This window comes from Pantanalinema rosaneae CENA516, assembly GCF_050753385.1.
In the GTDB taxonomy this organism is placed as follows: Bacteria; Cyanobacteriota; Cyanobacteriia; order Leptolyngbyales; family Leptolyngbyaceae; genus Pantanalinema; species Pantanalinema rosaneae.
The window spans coordinates 1-15,348 of the sequence record NZ_JBLZFZ010000033.1; the positions used below are offsets into that span (position 1 = coordinate 1).

The 15,348-nt window shown below is 47.6% G+C and carries 16 protein-coding genes; 12 read left to right on the top strand and 4 right to left on the bottom strand.

The window, feature by feature from the left end:
* Positions 1 to 112: 112 nt before the first annotated feature.
* The 6 genes from ACN4EK_RS18625 (at position 113) to ACN4EK_RS18650 (ending at position 6,725) form a co-directional block, all read left to right on the top strand.
* Positions 113 to 1,222, top strand: a complete 1,110-nt coding sequence (locus tag ACN4EK_RS18625) for an S-(hydroxymethyl)glutathione dehydrogenase/class III alcohol dehydrogenase (protein ID WP_431659619.1) — start codon at positions 113 to 115, stop codon at positions 1,220 to 1,222.
* Between the two features lie 163 nt (positions 1,223 to 1,385).
* Entirely contained in the window at positions 1,386 to 1,625 is a 240-nt protein-coding gene (locus tag ACN4EK_RS18630; RefSeq protein WP_431659621.1) for a hypothetical protein, read from the top strand.
* Positions 1,626 to 1,636: 11 nt separating this feature from the next.
* Positions 1,637 to 2,347, top strand: a complete 711-nt coding sequence (locus tag ACN4EK_RS18635; protein WP_431659712.1) for a two-partner secretion domain-containing protein — start codon at positions 1,637 to 1,639, stop codon at positions 2,345 to 2,347.
* A gap of 119 nt (positions 2,348 to 2,466) precedes the next feature.
* Positions 2,467 to 2,862, top strand: coding sequence for an IS200/IS605 family transposase (gene tnpA / locus ACN4EK_RS18640; RefSeq protein WP_431658256.1), 396 nt, complete (start codon positions 2,467 to 2,469; stop codon positions 2,860 to 2,862).
* The gene (locus ACN4EK_RS18645) at positions 2,855 to 4,123 is read left to right on the top strand and encodes an RNA-guided endonuclease InsQ/TnpB family protein (RefSeq protein WP_431657960.1); all 1,269 of its coding nucleotides are present in this window, start codon (positions 2,855 to 2,857) and stop codon (positions 4,121 to 4,123) included. Before tnpA ends, ACN4EK_RS18645 begins: the two co-directional genes overlap by 8 nt.
* A 304-nt stretch (positions 4,124 to 4,427) precedes the next feature.
* The gene (locus ACN4EK_RS18650; protein ID WP_431659623.1) at positions 4,428 to 6,725 is read left to right on the top strand and encodes a CHASE2 domain-containing protein; all 2,298 of its coding nucleotides are present in this window, start codon (positions 4,428 to 4,430) and stop codon (positions 6,723 to 6,725) included.
* A 63-nt stretch (positions 6,726 to 6,788) separates the two neighbouring features.
* On the opposite strand, the gene ACN4EK_RS18655 is transcribed toward ACN4EK_RS18650, so the two are convergent.
* A complete protein-coding gene (locus ACN4EK_RS18655; RefSeq protein WP_431659624.1) occupies positions 6,789 to 7,004 on the bottom strand; it encodes a hypothetical protein in 216 nt (71 codons plus the stop codon).
* A 160-nt stretch (positions 7,005 to 7,164) separates the two neighbouring features.
* Positions 7,165 to 7,401, bottom strand: a complete 237-nt coding sequence (locus ACN4EK_RS18660; RefSeq protein ID WP_431659625.1) for a hypothetical protein — start codon at positions 7,399 to 7,401, stop codon at positions 7,165 to 7,167.
* A gap of 343 nt (positions 7,402 to 7,744) precedes the next feature.
* Between ACN4EK_RS18660 and ACN4EK_RS18665 the strand changes: the two genes are divergently transcribed.
* From ACN4EK_RS18665 to ssb, 4 genes are all read left to right on the top strand, one after another.
* Positions 7,745 to 9,076 (top strand): ATP-binding protein, encoded by a 1,332-nt coding sequence (locus tag ACN4EK_RS18665; protein ID WP_431659627.1) that lies wholly within the window; start codon positions 7,745 to 7,747, stop codon positions 9,074 to 9,076.
* Positions 9,077 to 9,085: 9 nt separating this feature from the next.
* Entirely contained in the window at positions 9,086 to 9,517 is a 432-nt protein-coding gene (locus ACN4EK_RS18670) for an acyl-CoA thioesterase (protein WP_431659628.1), read from the top strand.
* On the top strand, positions 9,501 to 10,169 hold the full coding sequence (locus tag ACN4EK_RS18675) for an endonuclease III domain-containing protein (RefSeq protein ID WP_431659629.1): 669 nt from the start codon (positions 9,501 to 9,503) through the stop codon (positions 10,167 to 10,169). Before ACN4EK_RS18670 ends, ACN4EK_RS18675 begins: the two co-directional genes overlap by 17 nt.
* 149 nt (positions 10,170 to 10,318) lie before the next feature.
* A complete protein-coding gene (gene ssb, locus ACN4EK_RS18680) occupies positions 10,319 to 10,861 on the top strand; it encodes a single-stranded DNA-binding protein (protein ID WP_431659630.1) in 543 nt (180 codons plus the stop codon).
* A 46-nt stretch (positions 10,862 to 10,907) separates the two neighbouring features.
* Here the strand turns inward: ssb and ACN4EK_RS18685 are convergent, their stop codons facing one another.
* On the bottom strand, positions 10,908 to 11,408 hold the full coding sequence (locus ACN4EK_RS18685) for a DUF29 domain-containing protein (RefSeq protein ID WP_431659631.1): 501 nt from the start codon (positions 11,406 to 11,408) through the stop codon (positions 10,908 to 10,910).
* 93 nt (positions 11,409 to 11,501) lie between these two features.
* Between ACN4EK_RS18685 and ACN4EK_RS18690 the strand changes: the two genes are divergently transcribed.
* Positions 11,502 to 12,578 carry a zinc-dependent alcohol dehydrogenase gene (locus tag ACN4EK_RS18690; protein WP_431659632.1) on the top strand — a complete coding sequence of 359 codons (1,077 nt, stop codon included), beginning with the start codon at positions 11,502 to 11,504 and terminating at the stop codon, positions 12,576 to 12,578.
* 31 nt (positions 12,579 to 12,609) lie between these two features.
* Here the strand turns inward: ACN4EK_RS18690 and ACN4EK_RS18695 are convergent, their stop codons facing one another.
* Complete coding sequence (locus tag ACN4EK_RS18695; protein ID WP_431659633.1) at positions 12,610 to 13,455, bottom strand: hypothetical protein; 846 nt, start codon at positions 13,453 to 13,455, stop codon at positions 12,610 to 12,612.
* Positions 13,456 to 13,964: 509 nt separating this feature from the next.
* On the opposite strand from ACN4EK_RS18695, the gene ctpB reads away from it, so the two are divergent.
* Complete coding sequence (gene ctpB, locus ACN4EK_RS18700) at positions 13,965 to 15,275, top strand: carboxyl-terminal processing protease CtpB (protein WP_431659635.1); 1,311 nt, start codon at positions 13,965 to 13,967, stop codon at positions 15,273 to 15,275.
* Positions 15,276 to 15,348 lie beyond the last annotated feature (73 nt).

The window sequence follows — 15,348 nt, forward strand, 5'->3', positions numbered from 1 at the left end:
AATTGTGATTTACGAGAATTGATTCAGGTTGACGTGTATTTAACCTGTTAAAAATATTTTGATGAAGCCAGGGTGAGACAGGCTTACAACAGTTTTTCTGGAGGAAATGATTATGGATATTAAAGCGGCGATCGCGTGGGAAGCTGACAAGCCTTTAAGTATAGAAACCATTCAACTGGAGGAACCGAAAGCGGGAGAGGTTTTAGTTGAAATCAAAGCGACTGGAATTTGTCATACCGATGCTTATACGCTGTCAGGGAAGGATCCAGAAGGACTATTTCCGGCAATTTTGGGGCACGAAGGAGCAGGAATTGTGGTGGAAGTGGGTGATGACGTTAAAAGTTTAAAACCGGGTGATCATGTCATTCCACTATATACTCCAGAATGTCGTAATTGTGAATATTGTCTTAGTCAGAAAACAAATCTCTGTCAGGCGATTCGGGGGACACAGGGAAAAGGTGTGATGCCCGACGGCACCAGTCGCTTTTCTCAAAATGGCAAGATGATTCATCACTATATGGGAACATCAACCTTTGCGAATTACACGGTGTTACCAGAAATTGCCCTTGCCAAAATTCGTGAAGATGCTCCTTTTGATAAGGTCTGTTATATCGGTTGTGGCGTGACGACTGGAATTGGTGCAGTCATTAATACGGCAAAGGTAGAACCGGGATCAACCGTGATTGTGTTTGGATTGGGTGGGATCGGACTCAACGTGATTCAGGGTGCGCGAATGGTGGGGGCTAATCGGATTGTGGGCGTAGATATCAATCCGGCAAGAAGGGAATTAGCAGAACGGTTTGGGATGACTGACTTCGTAAATCCCCAAGAAGTTGAGGGAGATTTAGTGACCTATTTAGTCGAATTAACTAAGGGGGGAGCAGACTATACCTTTGAGTGTATTGGCAATGTCAATGTCATGCGTCAAGCACTAGAGTGTTGCCATAAAGGGTGGGGCATTAGCACCATTATTGGTGTAGCGGGGGCAGGGGAAGAAATTAGGACTCGCCCCTTTCAATTAGTGACTGGTCGAGTTTGGCAAGGTAGTGCGTTTGGTGGGGCTAGAGGTCGAACGGATGTCCCCAAAATTGTCGATTGGTATATGGAGGGCAAAATCAATATTGATGATTTAATTACCCATACGATGCCGATCGAACGGATTAATGATGCTTTTGATTTAATGTATCGAGGAGAGTCAATTCGTAGCGTTGTGACCTTTTGAACCTACTATCAGCATACGCTGGTGATATTCGGCGGCAAAATGCAAAGTTCTGGTGATTCCTCGTTGCAAACGATTAAAGATTTACGATCTGAACGATCGCTTCTCCGGGGGGCAGCCTGTTGTCAGGCTAAATAGTAATACACCCTCTTAATGCTGCCCAACTATGAGAGCGATCGAACTCCGGCTTTGGCTTCTGCGTAGTTTTGTCTTCGTGTCAGCTTTGACCGCTGCCTTCCCATCTGCTCAAGCCCAAATTGTGCCGGATAGTACATTGCCAGAGAACTCTCGTGTGGTGACAGATTGCAGCCAATGTGTGATTGAGGGGGGAACCGTCCGAGGGGATCATTTATTCCATAGTTTTCGGGAGTTCTCTATTCCCACGGCTGGTACTGCCATCCAGTAACAGTTCAGAATATTCTGACACGAGTAACGGGGAATACGATTTCTCATATTGATGGACTATTGAAAACGAATGGAACTGCCAACTTATTTCTCCTCAATCCCAATGGCATTCATTTTGGAGCTAATGCCCGGTTAGAAATTGGTGGCTCCTTTCTAGCCAGCACTGCCAGCAGTCTTCGGTTTCCCGATGGCAGCGAGTTTAGTGCGATCGATCCGCAAGCTCCTCCATTGTTAACGCTCAACATTACCCCCGGTTTGCAGTATGGTGCTAGCCGAACTGGGGCAACGCTGATCAATCAAGGTAACCTCAGGGTTGGACAGGATTTAATTCTGAATGCCGATCGGTTGGAGCTACAGGGATCGTTACGCGCCGGTCGAAATTTAACCCTTCAGGCACAGGATACTGTCCGGATTCGCGATACTGTGAGCGCTCCTTTTCTGGCTCAAGCCCTGGGAACTCTGATGATTCAGGGCGATCGTACAGTCGATATTTTTGCCTTGAATCATGCTGATAGTGGCATCTTAGCGGGGAGCAATCTGATCCTACGCAGTGCTAATCCCGTGATTGGGGATGCACATTTTACGGCTGGAGGAAATGTGCATATCGAACAACTGAATGGTCAACCTGGACTCTTATATAGCCCACAGGATCCAATTATTCGCTCGAATGGGGATGTGATTTTAGGGGGATATACGGGTGCCTCATTACCAAAAACGAGCTAAAGCCCCTGAGTTCAGGCATGGGGATATAAGCGATTCGCGGCTTTAGCCGCCTAATGTAAGTAACAAAGCGGCTTCTGTGGCTTTCCCGGATTAGATAGCTCACTGCTGTATAATGAAGCATGAGCAAATTCAAGTCAAACAATAACGTTGTTTATTCCTGCAAATATCACGTTGTCTGGTGCCCTAAGTATCGACGCAAAGTTTTAGTCAATGGGGTAGAGGTTCGGCTTAAAGAACTGCTTCAAGAGATTTGTGCCGAATTCACGTCAGAGTTGATTGAAATGGAGGTAATGCCTGATCACGTTCATTTATTGGTTGAGGTAAACCCACAATTCGGGATTGCTAAGCTGATTCGATACCTGAAAGGTAGAACATCACGCATTTTAAGACAGGAATTTCCTTGGTTAAAATCTCGACTACCTACACTGTGGACTAATAGCTATTTCGTCTCGACTGTTGGCGGTGCGCCCATTTCAGTCATTAAGCAGTACATCGAAAATCAAAAAAATGTCTAGCTTTGGATGCCAGCAAATTCTAATTAGTTCAGACTCAGAGCTTCGAGCAATTCTTGAGTTTATTTGTGGTGAGTCGGCAAAACTGAGTAACTGTGGCAACTATCTATCCCGACAGTTGTATTTCAAGACTGGTAAGGCTCCCAGTAAGTTTGACTTGCATCGTGAAATGAGTCGCAATCCTCACTTTCAGGCGTTGCACTCCCAGGTCGCACAACAATGTCTGACCACTGTTGCAGAGTCCTTTAAGTCTTTCTTTGGACTACTGAAAGTTGTCAAAAATGGCAAGGTAGACCAAAGGCCAAAATTGCCGGGATACCGGAAAGGTGGGTTGAACTTAGTCACGTTCCCTGGTCAAGCAGTCAAATTGAAGTCTGAAGGGTTGCGTTTTCCGCTTGGCAGTAAAGTTAAAGCGTGGTTTGGAATAGATGCGTTCTATCTGCCAATGCCATCCAACCTTGAATACAAATCAATTCGGGAATATCGAATCCTCCCTCGCAATGGGCAGTTCTATTTAGAACTCGTCTACAAGCTACCTACAGTGGAAGCTGAGGTTGATTTTGACAAGGTGTTAGGCATTGACCCAGGGCTGGATAACTGGCTAACCTGCGTCTCTAATATTGGGACAAGCTTCATTGTTGATGGGCTGCACTTAAAAAGCTTGAACCAGTGGTACAACAAACGAGTATCTGTCCTGAAAGAAAATCAGCCCCAAGGCTTTTGGAGTCAGCAATTAGCTGGCATCACAGAAAAACGGAATCGACAAATCAGGGATGCTGTAAATAAAGCGGCTCGACTCGTTTTGAATCATTGTTTGGAACATGGAATTGGCACAGTTGTTTTTGGCTGGAATAAGGGACAACGGCAAGAAATAAACCTTGGCAGCAAAACTAATCAGAAGTTTGTCCAGATTCCAACGGGCAGGCTGAAAGATAGGATTGCTCAACTTTGCCAGCAATACGGTCTGAAGTTTGTTGAGACAGAGGAGAGCTACACTAGCAAGGCAAGTTTTCTGGATTCGGATGAGCTACCTACATTTGGCGAAAAACCCGAAGGGTGGCAAGAATCAGGGAAGCGTGTCCAGCGTGGTTTATATTGTTCTGCTGATGGCACAAAAATAAATGCTGACTGCAATGGAGCAGGCAACATTCTTAGAAAAGTAGCGGCAAAACTCAGACTAGATCTGAGTGGAGTCAGTAGGGGTGCTTTGATTGCGCCTTTGAGAATCCGTTTGTGGGTTGCTCAAGAATCCCCGTCCCTTTAGGGCTGGGGAGTATCAATGGCGGACAAACGTTAACCGATCTCCTGCCCTTAGTCACTCAGTCCAGCAGTCAGGGTCGGCAAAACCGTGATCGCGCAACGAATCCTTTGAGGGAGCCAGCAATAACGGAAATTGTAGAGGCTCAGGGGTGGGTAATGGGGGCGAATGGGGTAGTTTACCTGACAGCCCAAATTGGGGGAGTGGGCTACAGTCAGGGTAGCAACTCCCGATCGATTGCTCCGGACAAGCACCCAATGGTAGGCAGTAGGGAATTAACATCATGTCCGACTAATGCCAGATAAATCGCATGTGGGCAAAATTTAATCGGCAAGTATGGAAATGGCGTGGGGTCTGGATTACGGCTCCGATCGTCGTGGGTATTTTGATGCTGTTGCGCTTGGCTGGAGCCTTACAGCCGATGGAGTTAGCGGCACTGGATTGGGGCTTTCGTAGCCATCCGACCTCTCCAGTGGATGAGCGGATCGTGATTATTGGGATTACAGAGGCGGATATGCAAGCAACTGGCAATTGGCCGATGACCGATCGCCAACTTGCCCAATTACTCACAAGCGTGAAACAGCAGCAGCCCCGCTTAATTGGTTTAGATTTGTACCGTAACTTCGCGATCTCGCCAGGGACGGAGGAGTTAGAGCAACTCTTCGCTTCAACGCCGAATCTGATTGGGATTCAAAAGGTGGTAGGTAATGAATATGGGGCGATCGTGCCGCCACCTCCGGCTTTGCAAGCATTGGATCAACCAGATGATCCGCGCATTGGGGCAAATGATCTGTTGCCCGATGCCGATAGTAAGATTCGGCGTAGTCTCCTATCCTTGCGTCGGGATGAAAACAGTCCACTTGTCTTGGGGTTTGGCACCTTATTGGCGCTGAAATATCTGGAAGCGGAGGAGATTGATTTAGCGCCGATCGAACCTGTAGCAGATCACCCTGATCAATATCGCCTGGGGTACGCTACCTTAATGCCGTGGCAGGAAAATGATGGAGGGTACGTGAGAGCGAGCACAGGGGGGTATCAACTCCTGATGTGGTCTAATCTGCGCTACTTAGGACAGCGATTTGAAACGGTGTCGATGACCAATGTCTTAACGGGGAAAATTTCGCCTACGCTTCTGCGCGATCGCATTGTCTTAATTGGAGTGATTGCCGAAAGTGCAGGCGATTATTTCTACATTCCCTATAAGGAGTCGTTTTTTAGTAATTCCTTTCAACGGGCGGCAGGGGTTGAAATCCATGCAGATACAGCCAGCCAAATCTTACGAGCCGCTACTGAAGGTCATCCGTTAATTCGCTCCTGGGCTGATCCGATCGAAGGAATATGGATTTTACTCTGGGCAACGATCGGGGCGACTATTACCTGGGCAAATCGCTACAAAACCCATACACCGCTCCTATCTCACAGTCGGGGTCTGGGTCGTCTGATGCCTAAAAAGCGGTTGTTTTCCACCGGCTTGAGTATTGTCAGCTTAAGTGCTGCTTTAGTGATTGGTAGTTATCAAGCTTTATTGCAAGGATGGTGGATTCCGGTGATTCCGCCTTTGTTAGCCTTATCGACAACTGCGATCGCTATTACGGCATATATGGCTCGGAGTGCAGCAGGTATGCGCCAAACCTTTGGACGGTATGTGACCGATGAGGTTGTCGCCAATATATTAGAAACTCCAGCCGGTCTAAAGTTGGGCGGGGAGACTCGCAAAGTCACGATCTTAATTTCTGATTTGAGAGGGTTTTCGGCATTGTCGGAACGCCTATCACCAGAAAAAGCAGTGAGGTTGATTAATTTTTATCTGGAAACCATGACCGAAGTGATCAACCACTACCAAGGGACGATCAACGAACTTATGGGAGATGGCATTTTTGTCCTGTTTGGTGCCCCCATCCAGCGATATGACGATTCCCAGCGGGCGGTTGCTTGCGCGATCGCGATGCAACTGGCGATGGACAGAATCAATGAGCAAAATGTGCAATTAAATCTGCCCCTTTTAGAAATGGGAATTGGTATTAATACGGGCGAGGTTCTAGCCGGAAATATTGGTTCCCAAAGGCGAGCTAAATATACGGTACTAGGTAATGCCGTAAATCTGGCTTCTCGGATTGAGTCTTACACTGTAGGTGGACAGGTATTAATCTCTCCAGCCACACTGCAAGACGTGGGAGATATTCTGCGACTTGATGGGCAATTGCGCGTACAACCCAAAGGGTTTCAAGAGCCGATCGTATTGTATGAAGTTGGGGGGATTGGGGGAAATTTTAATCTATTTCTGCCCAAGATTGATGAGGCATTAATTGAGCTAAAACGAACGATTCCGATTCAATTTACAGTGTTAGAAGGTAAGCATTTAACGGGTCAAGTCTTTCTCGCTGAGATCACGCAGTTATCGACCTATACTGCTGAATTACAAACCGAACACCCGCTCGATGTGTTAGATAACTTGAAATTAAACCTAGTCACCGGAAAGGCTCGTGCTAGAGGGATGGGTGACATTTATGCCAAAGTTATTGAGCGGTTGCCAAGCGATCGCTGTCGCATTCGATTTACAGCGATTCCACCCGAGGTGACGGCGTTATTTTATTACCTGCGAGAGTGAAAAGGTGTGAACAGGCATTTTGTAGAACTACCTGTTCCCAACGGATATTTATGTTACAAGGCATCAGTAACCAAGATGGCTAAAGGGTGGATCGCTGATGGGTTGAAACTTTTCAGCGGCGGCTGACATTGTTAATCCATCTGCGAATTTGACAACAACTAACTCAGCGAGTTCAGTGGTTTGGCTAATCGGATTTCTGTCACGATTAATCACTACACCGATTCGTCCATCTTCTGCCTGCACTTTATCGCCAATGGCATAAATTTTATTGTTATCCATGTTAAAGATCCTCTAACGTTGCAGGTTATTCACAACAGCATCGTTTTATGGGTTGTGTATCGTTTGGTAAGAGTAAAACAGTCTCCCATCAACATTTTGTGTAACAACATGGTGTAACAATCTAATTGCAACATCCTCGCTCTTTAGTTATAGATTCATATCACGGTCGGTGATCGTAATGTTCCTCAATCCAAATTCGCATTTCCGCTTCCGAACTAAGATTGGTAGTGTGATTGGTCTGGGCATCGTAAACATGCCAGTGGGGATTGCCGCCGCGATCGTGCGATCGCCAAACCTGTAAATTACTCCGATCACTAAGAACGGCGATCGCCTGTTGCCAACGACGGTTAATGTCAGCAATCCAGGAAAAAATTGATTTTGTTTGAGAGATATTCATGACTGAAGTACCACCTTTAGCAGGCGACCCACCGCTACCCTTCAGCCTAAATGCAGAGACAGAGGATTGGGGCAACGTTGGGAGTAATATTGCCATCCGCAATTCGTGAGTAGCCCGAATTTGAGGAACTAGCGTGATGCGATTCTGGCTGTGGTTTTAGAGTTCCATCAAACCTGGTGGAATCATGCATTGGCTTAACGAAGCTTCAACCAGGTTTGCTAGGAAAGTTGGCAATATGTAGGGGGATTGGGGGTGATTTATGCACAGTCTCACTGTACGATCAGCCAGAATAACCCGGATTCACCCATCTGATTCGCCCGTTCGGGTGATTATAAGCACTGACATGGATTCTGCGATCGTGACGGCTGACCTACTGCTCCAGCAAACCGCCTCTCTGCTGCTCTATCAATCGGTTTTAGAGTCGGAGGTGGGACACGCCTTTCTCCAATTGTTACAGACAATTCACCAAGCCCAGCCTGACTCAGAAGACGATCGGCGGGACTGTTTACAGTGGTATGGGCAATGGTTTAAAGCCTTAGCCACCTGTAACCAAAGCTGGCAGGATTATCTGATGCTGCGGCTGTTGCGGGATGACAATCCCTTTACCCGGCAGGTGCAGCGCCTTGAGTTAGCGCAGTTGCCGATCGCGCTGGTCAACGCGGTACAGCATGATCTACAAGTGTTACAACAACTTTGCCAGTGTGATAGCCATGACCTCAGTCAATGGGTGATGGCAGCGACGCAAGGAGCAATTACCCCGGTTGTCTGGCAAGCAGAGGCGAGTGCAGCGATTCCAGATTGGTTGCGATCGGCGATGCAGTCGCAGCAAGATCCGGCAGGTTGGTTAATGATCCTGGCAAGCTACTATCGCCAGCAGGGAACTGGCCTGTTTGCGGATTATGAAGCCCTGCGCTGGCAGGCGGGTACTTTAGTCGGAATTGCCTATCCCGACCCGATTCAAGTCTCCAACTTAGCTGGATATGAATTGCAGAAAGCGGCTTTACTGAAGAACACGGAATTTCTGCTTCAGGGGTATCCGGCGCTGCATGTTCTCCTGTATGGCAGTCGAGGATCGGGGAAATCTTCGTTGGTGAAAGGGTTACTCCACCAATATGCCGATCGCGGCTTGCGGTTGATTGAAGTGGCGAAATCGGATCTATGTGATTTACCGACGATCGTCGATCAGGTACACGATCGTCCGCAAAAATTTATTTTATTTGTGGATGATTTGTCGTTTGAGGAAGATGACGAAGCCTACAAAGCTCTGAAGGTCGTGTTAGAAGGTAATCTGACCGCCCGACCTCAGAATGTGGTGGTGTATGCCACATCTAACCGTCGCCATTTAATTCGGGAATTCTTCGGCGATCGTCCCCGTCCCCAGGATGCTGATGAAATCCATAACTGGGATACGGTACAGGAGAAGTTGTCGTTTAGCGATCGCTTTGGGTTGACGCTGACCTTTGAACCGGCTGACCAACCCACCTATTTGCAAATTGTGCATCATCTCGCTCAACAAGCGGAAATTACCCTAGATCCGGCAGACCTGGACTACCAAGCTCTGCAATGGGCAACCCGCCATAATGGGCGCTCTGGTCGCACTGCCCGTCAGTTTGTTGATTTCTTACAGGCGGAATTGGCGATTTCGACTCAACCCTTTAATTCAGGTAGCCATTAGGAATTCAGTATGGCGTTCATCCATCAGCGAATTGTGCGGTTTCAAGATACCGATGCGGCTGGAGTCGTGTATTTTGCCAATATTTTAGCAATGTGCCACGAAGCCTACGAAGCCTCGCTGGTGGCTACCAAGATTGACGTGAAGCAGTTCTTTAGTCCCTCGGGGGTAGTGATTCCGTTAATCCAGGCTCAGGCAGATTTTTTCCACCCAATGTTTTGTGGCGATCGCCTGAGGATTCACCTGATCCCAAGGACTCTGAGTGACAATGAGTTTGAAATTCATTACACCATCTGGAATGCTGACAAACCCGATCGTCCTCTGAGTCAGGCAAGAACCCGTCATGTCTGCATCGATCCAGCGACCCGCACCCGGACGGCTTTGCCACCGGACATGATTCATTGGCTACATCAATGGCACCGTGACCATGCCCCAGAATCCTAATTTTGATATCGATCGCGGCATTCCCCTGATCCGGGAAGCGGTACAGCCCTATCCTAAAGCGGCAATGTTTGCGTTAGCGGAAGCCGGGTTTGATTCCGTGTTTGAACAGTTGATTGCCTGCATGATCTCGATCCGCACCTACGATGAGGTGAGTTTGCCGGTGGCACAACGCTTGTTTGCCCATGCCCGGACTCCGGAGGAAATGCTCCAATTAAGTCCAGCCGAAATTGATCAGTTAATTCGCGACTGTACGTTTCACGATCGCAAAGCTGTCCAAATTCACGCGATCGCCCAACAAATTGTCACGGAATATGATGGTGTTCTACCCTGCGATCTGGAGTTGATGCTGTCCTTTAAGGGGGTGGGTCCGAAGTGTGCCCATTTAGCGTTAGGCATTGCCTGCAACCAGGCTTATATCAGTGTCGATACCCATGTGCATCGGGTAACAAATCGTTGGGGCTATGTGCAGACTCGGACTCCCGAAACAACGATCGTCGCCCTCGAAGCTAAACTTCCCCGCGACTATTGGATCGAAATAAATCGCTTACTTGTCCCCTTCGGCAAACATATTTGTACTGGACAACTTCCCCACTGTTCCACCTGCCCAGTTCAGGATATGTGTCAACAAATTGGGGTTGATCAGCATCGATAGTTAATACTTTATTTATACATACAAGTAAAGTTCCGATTCATAAGTTAGATATAAACTTTAGTAGAAAAAAGTAATTTGTGTCCGGATGGCTACTATCAGTTTTGAAATTACACTATAAAAGTTAATCTAATACTTATAGGAGCGCATAGATGTGGCTTAATACAGTCAACTTAGCTGGTCATGCAGGTGAAGATCCAAGAGTGCTTTATTTTGAGAGTGGTGAGGTCGTTTGTAGATTACCCATCGTACTTAAATCATTGAGTAAGAATAAAAATGTACTTCTTGAATGGATAGATTTAGAATTTCTGAATGAATTAGCTGAAACTGCGGCATCATGTATTTCAAAAGGGAGAATAATTTATGTGGTGGGTTCTATAAAGCTATCCGACTGGGAAGATATAAGAGGTAACAATAAGAAACAGCCAGTAGTTTTTGTAAATCAATTTTATCTTCTTGATTCAGAAGTAAGTCTCAATGCTAATCCAGAGCTTTTATTACCTAACCTTTCCAATCATTCTAATAAATCTTTTGAAATTGATGATTATGATGAATACTATGAGGGCTTCTATGGAAGATTTAGCCCCGAAGATGAGTATCAATCATACCGTGAAAATGATACTTCAATGGACTATGGATATTTAGATGATATTGATAATATTTATGATCAATTTCATAGCCTCGGAGATTGCTAATTATAGATAAATTGAAAGATTCTATTTGGCAACATTACTTTTATTGTTAATCAAATTCACTGATTAGTTCACTCAGTTCACCAGGGTAAAAGCGATCGGCTAAGATCTCGTCATTTGTATAGGGACAGGCAGACGGAAAAGTGGTTATAGGTAAATTAGTGTCTGCGATCGCTAGATCTTTACCATTCTCGAAAGCGTCTAACAAAGCCTCTGCTAAATATGGTTTGAGACTAGGGCTATCTTTTAATAGTTGTAAAATCTCTCGACGCTGGATGCGAATCGTTGCTAACCAACTCCGGCTTCGGCATTGGGGTTGATATTGCCATTTCAAGAGATGTCCAATTAAAACACTTAAACGATTGCGTAATTCCTGACGTTGCTGTTTTCCCAACGCTTCAATTTCCTCAATTAAATTGAGCCAGTCAAGCTGACTCCACTGACGATTACGGAGCAGTAATGCTTGGGTTTGGGTCCAGGCATAAAAATCTGTTTCGTAAAGGTTGTCTGCAAGCTCAATCATTCCTGGGTTTCTTTCCGGTGCAGACATCGTTTATTATCCAACTTCGATAGCTCCATTGTAAGGTGGTCAACACTCAGTAATAAAATCAATGAGTGGTTCTGATGCAAGGGCAAAATAACTTTGTTAGCAGCGTTACTGTACGGAAAAGAAGATTTACGGTTGGAGCAGGTGGCTGATCCGACTCCGGCGGCGGGGGAAGTGGTGATACGGGTGGGAGCCGCGACCACCTGTGGGACGGATTTGAAAGTGTGGCGGCGAGGTGGACATGCCAAGATGCTGAAGCCACCCACCTTATTTGGGCATGAAGCGGCAGGCGAAATTGTGGCACTGGGAGCGGGAGTCACCGATTGGCGGATTGGCGATCGCGTGGTTGCCAATAACTCGGCTCCCTGTATGGACTGTTTTTTCTGCCGGAAAGCGGAATATTCTCTCTGCCAAAATTTACTGTTTAATAACGGTACGTTTGCCGAGTACCTGAAAATTCCTGCCCCGATCGTGCAACATAATTTGCTGCGAATTCCGGATGGGATTGCCGATGCGCTGGCAGCCATGACTGAACCCCTTGCTTGTGTGTTGCATGGAGCGGCACGAGCCAATGTGAAACCGGGCGATCGCGTAGTGGTGATTGGCGATGGCGCGATCGGGCTGATGTTTGTGGCGGCTCTTGCCTCTGGTTTAGGCGATTGGACAGGAGATCATACTCAACCCCGGTTTACCAGACCCTTTACGGAAGTGTTTTTGTTTGGAGGGAGTGACTCCCGCCTCAAGGTCGGGCAACAGTTAGGAGCGGCAAAAACATTTAACTACAAACAGGTGGAGGATGTGCCGCAGTTAGTCAAAGATCTGACCGATGGCTGGGGGGCGGATATTGTGATTGAAGCGACTGGAGTCCCCTCGGTATGGGAAATGGCGATCGCCTGTGCCCGTCCCGGAGCCACGATTAATTTATTTGGCGGCTGTCCGCGTGACACGACGATTACCGTGAATACAGAACAACTGCATTACAGCGAACTGACTTTAAAGGGTGTGTTTCACAATACGCCTAAATACGTGCGATCGGCGTTAACGTTACTGGCTAGTCAGGCATTGCCATTGGATCTATTGATTAGTCAGCACCAACCTTTGAGCCATCTGGAACAGGTCTTTGAGGATATGAAGCAGCGCCGGGTGATCAAGGTCGCGATCGCGGCGAATTAGCAGGTACACTCTGGACTGAAGCCAATGGCTTTTAGGGCTTAGGGGGTGACTTGAGATCAATCTTGGGCGGAATAAACGACACCTGTCCATTTTCCGTTTTCACCTGACCGCCCAACGCGATAATTTCCCGTTTTGCCCGTTCCTGGGTTTGCTTGTCTTGAACGGCAACTGCCTGGTCATAAATCGAACTCCAGGAGTAAAACCGGACTAATACACTGTTCGGATCTTGACGGAGAAAATTGGCGGTTGCCTCGTATAGCAGCAGCACCTCATGTTTGGGAGGCAATCCAGCCTTTTGCCATGCCTGATCAGAGGTTTCCCGTACCCATTTCGCCGCCATGTCATGGGAATAAATGGAACCGGGCACATCCCCAAGTAGGAGTAATTGATCTAATCCCTTAAACCGCCATACCTGAAATGCGGTTGGTTCAATAGTGGGAGAGAGCGCATCAGTGCCACGGGTCATGTACTCGATCGCCAGTTCCGGCTTACCTAACTGGTAGGACAATGTACCGGAGAGAAACAGATAGATATCCACAAAGCGGGGATCCCGTTGAGTAATAAGGTCGAAGTACTGGGGGCTTAAGTTATACCCGGTTTGAGTTCGGGCTGGGGTATCTCCGTAATATTGCAGAAAATTGAGAAATGTCCAATCTGCCAGCAGGTTGTCAAACCCAAAGGTGGGAGTTTGCTTCAGTAGATTAAGGTTGACGGCTTCCTGAGCTTCGGCTTGCTTAACATCCGTGACCCAAAGAGACGGGCGGTTTAACTGGGTGCGCTGCATGAATATGACACCGACTAAAGCCGCGATCGCGATGGCTCCTGTCACGATCGGTTCTACCCATTGCCGTTTAGTTCGTTGGGGATGACTGACCATCCTGCCCCCTTCACTTGCGATTGCTTCTATTCTGACAGGCGACCGCAGCGCTGCGGATCGCGATCGTCGCCAGTCCCATGCCCCCAATTTCAGTAGTATTTCTGAGGGTTTTCACTTCTTCACCAACTCTTTAGTGTTAACTCATCCAAACTTCAGTAAAGTTTACAATCTGCCCCCTATGCCAATCGGTAGAGGTTCGGTTAGATTGACGGAAGAACTTTACCAAGTTCAGCGTTAGATGCCGGAAGTGATATCTGATCTCCCCTGGGGACACTTTACAAACTGTTGCGGTTGATATGGATTTTGTCAACCTACCCCGCTACTGTAGTGTCATGGCTAAAATGTCATAACCAAAAGCACCAATAACTTTTTGCAAAGTTTTCCTGGTTAGGCTCCGGTGTCACTGTAGGAGGTACTACTGGCGATCCATTCAGCCTTCAGGTAGCTCTTGCAATCTGCTCTATGCCTTCTTGACTAACCTAAAATTTACTCTCATAGCTAGTAATTCGATGAACCGATCCCCCAAGCATCCGTCCCTTTCTCAAGTTGCTCTGTGTGGTGGAGCGATCGCGGCGATGGCTGCGGTTTCTTTGTTTGGTCCTGGTTTGGGTCGTGTCCGGGCGGCTTTGGAAGATAGCCCCAAAACCGTTTTGGACGAGGCGTGGCAAATTGTGAATCGTGAGTATGTTGACGGCACGTTTAACCAGCTTGATTGGCAGGCGGTGCGGCAGAGTTTACTCGGCAAAAACTATACGACTCGGGAACAGGCGTATTCTGCGTTACGAACCGCCTTGGAGAAGCTGGAAGATCCCTACACCCGCTTCATGGATCCAAAACAATATGAGGCGTTGAGTAGTCAGACGGCAGGGGAATTATCGGGGGTTGGCATTCGGCTGGAATTGAATGAACAGACCAAAGTGCTAACGGTGGTAGAACCGATCGAAAATTCTCCAGCGCTGAAAGCCGGGATTCAACCGGGCGATCGCATTGTGGCGATCGATGGCAAGCAAACGAAAGGGATGACTGTTGAAGATGCCTCAGATTTAATTCGGGGGGATGTTGGCACCAAAGTAACGTTGCAAATTGAGCGAGATGGTCGCAATAAGCTGACAGTGCCGATTACTCGGGCGCGAATTGAGTTACCTACAGTGCGCTATGCCCTGAACCAAACGGGTAAAAATCGGATTGGTTACATTCGCCTGAATGAGTTTAGTTCCCATGCGGCGGAGCAAATGCGGCGGGCAATTCAAGATTTGTCGGCTCAAAAGGTGAATGGCTTTGTCCTGGATTTGCGGAGTAATCCCGGCGGCTTGCTCCAAGCCAGTATCGATATTAGCCGGATGTGGATGAGCCAGGGCGCGATCGTCAAGACGATCGATCGCAAGGGCAATGATGAGCAGATCACCGCTAATCAGACCGCCTTAACAAAGTTGCCGGTGGTTGTCCTGGTGGATGGCAATTCTGCGAGTTCCAGCGAAATTTTGACCGGGGCTCTGAAGGATAATGGTCGGGCAACGGTTGTCGGCAGCCAAACCTTTGGCAAGGCGTTAGTGCAGTCAGTCCATTCCCTCTCGGATGGTTCTGGTCTGGCGGTGACGATCGCCCATTACTACACTCCTAACGGCACAGACATTAGCCATAAGGGCATTACTCCCGACATCAAGCTGGATCTGACGGAAGAGCAACGACAGAAGTTAGTGTCTAATCCCAAAATGATTGGCACCAATGAAGACCCACAGTATGTGCGGGCTGTCACTGAATTGGAACGGGTGATCTTAGCGCAACCGCAAATGCCGGGTAAACAAGCCAGCACCCGTTAGGCTCGGCTATTAATTGCTAAACAGTACAAAGTGTAGGGATGCTCTTAGGAGTGTCCCTATACCCGTTAAAGGC

Coding starts and splice junctions, on each gene's coding strand:
- tnpA (WP_431658256.1), top strand. CDS start 2,467: ATGAGCAAATTCAAGTCAAACAATAACGTTGTTTATTCCTGCAAATAT.
- ACN4EK_RS18665 (WP_431659627.1), top strand. CDS start 7,745: ATGGATTCTGCGATCGTGACGGCTGACCTACTGCTCCAGCAAACCGCC.
- ACN4EK_RS18685 (WP_431659631.1), bottom strand. CDS start 11,408: ATGTCTGCACCGGAAAGAAACCCAGGAATGATTGAGCTTGCAGACAAC.
- ACN4EK_RS18625 (WP_431659619.1), top strand. CDS start 113: ATGGATATTAAAGCGGCGATCGCGTGGGAAGCTGACAAGCCTTTAAGT.
- ACN4EK_RS18660 (WP_431659625.1), bottom strand. CDS start 7,401: ATGAATATCTCTCAAACAAAATCAATTTTTTCCTGGATTGCTGACATT.
- ACN4EK_RS18645 (WP_431657960.1), top strand. CDS start 2,855: ATGTCTAGCTTTGGATGCCAGCAAATTCTAATTAGTTCAGACTCAGAG.
- ACN4EK_RS18650 (WP_431659623.1), top strand. CDS start 4,428: ATGTGGGCAAAATTTAATCGGCAAGTATGGAAATGGCGTGGGGTCTGG.
- ACN4EK_RS18675 (WP_431659629.1), top strand. CDS start 9,501: ATGCCCCAGAATCCTAATTTTGATATCGATCGCGGCATTCCCCTGATC.
- ACN4EK_RS18695 (WP_431659633.1), bottom strand. CDS start 13,455: ATGGTCAGTCATCCCCAACGAACTAAACGGCAATGGGTAGAACCGATC.
- ctpB (WP_431659635.1), top strand. CDS start 13,965: ATGAACCGATCCCCCAAGCATCCGTCCCTTTCTCAAGTTGCTCTGTGT.
- ACN4EK_RS18630 (WP_431659621.1), top strand. CDS start 1,386: ATGAGAGCGATCGAACTCCGGCTTTGGCTTCTGCGTAGTTTTGTCTTC.
- ACN4EK_RS18670 (WP_431659628.1), top strand. CDS start 9,086: ATGGCGTTCATCCATCAGCGAATTGTGCGGTTTCAAGATACCGATGCG.
- ACN4EK_RS18655 (WP_431659624.1), bottom strand. CDS start 7,004: ATGGATAACAATAAAATTTATGCCATTGGCGATAAAGTGCAGGCAGAA.
- ssb (WP_431659630.1), top strand. CDS start 10,319: ATGTGGCTTAATACAGTCAACTTAGCTGGTCATGCAGGTGAAGATCCA.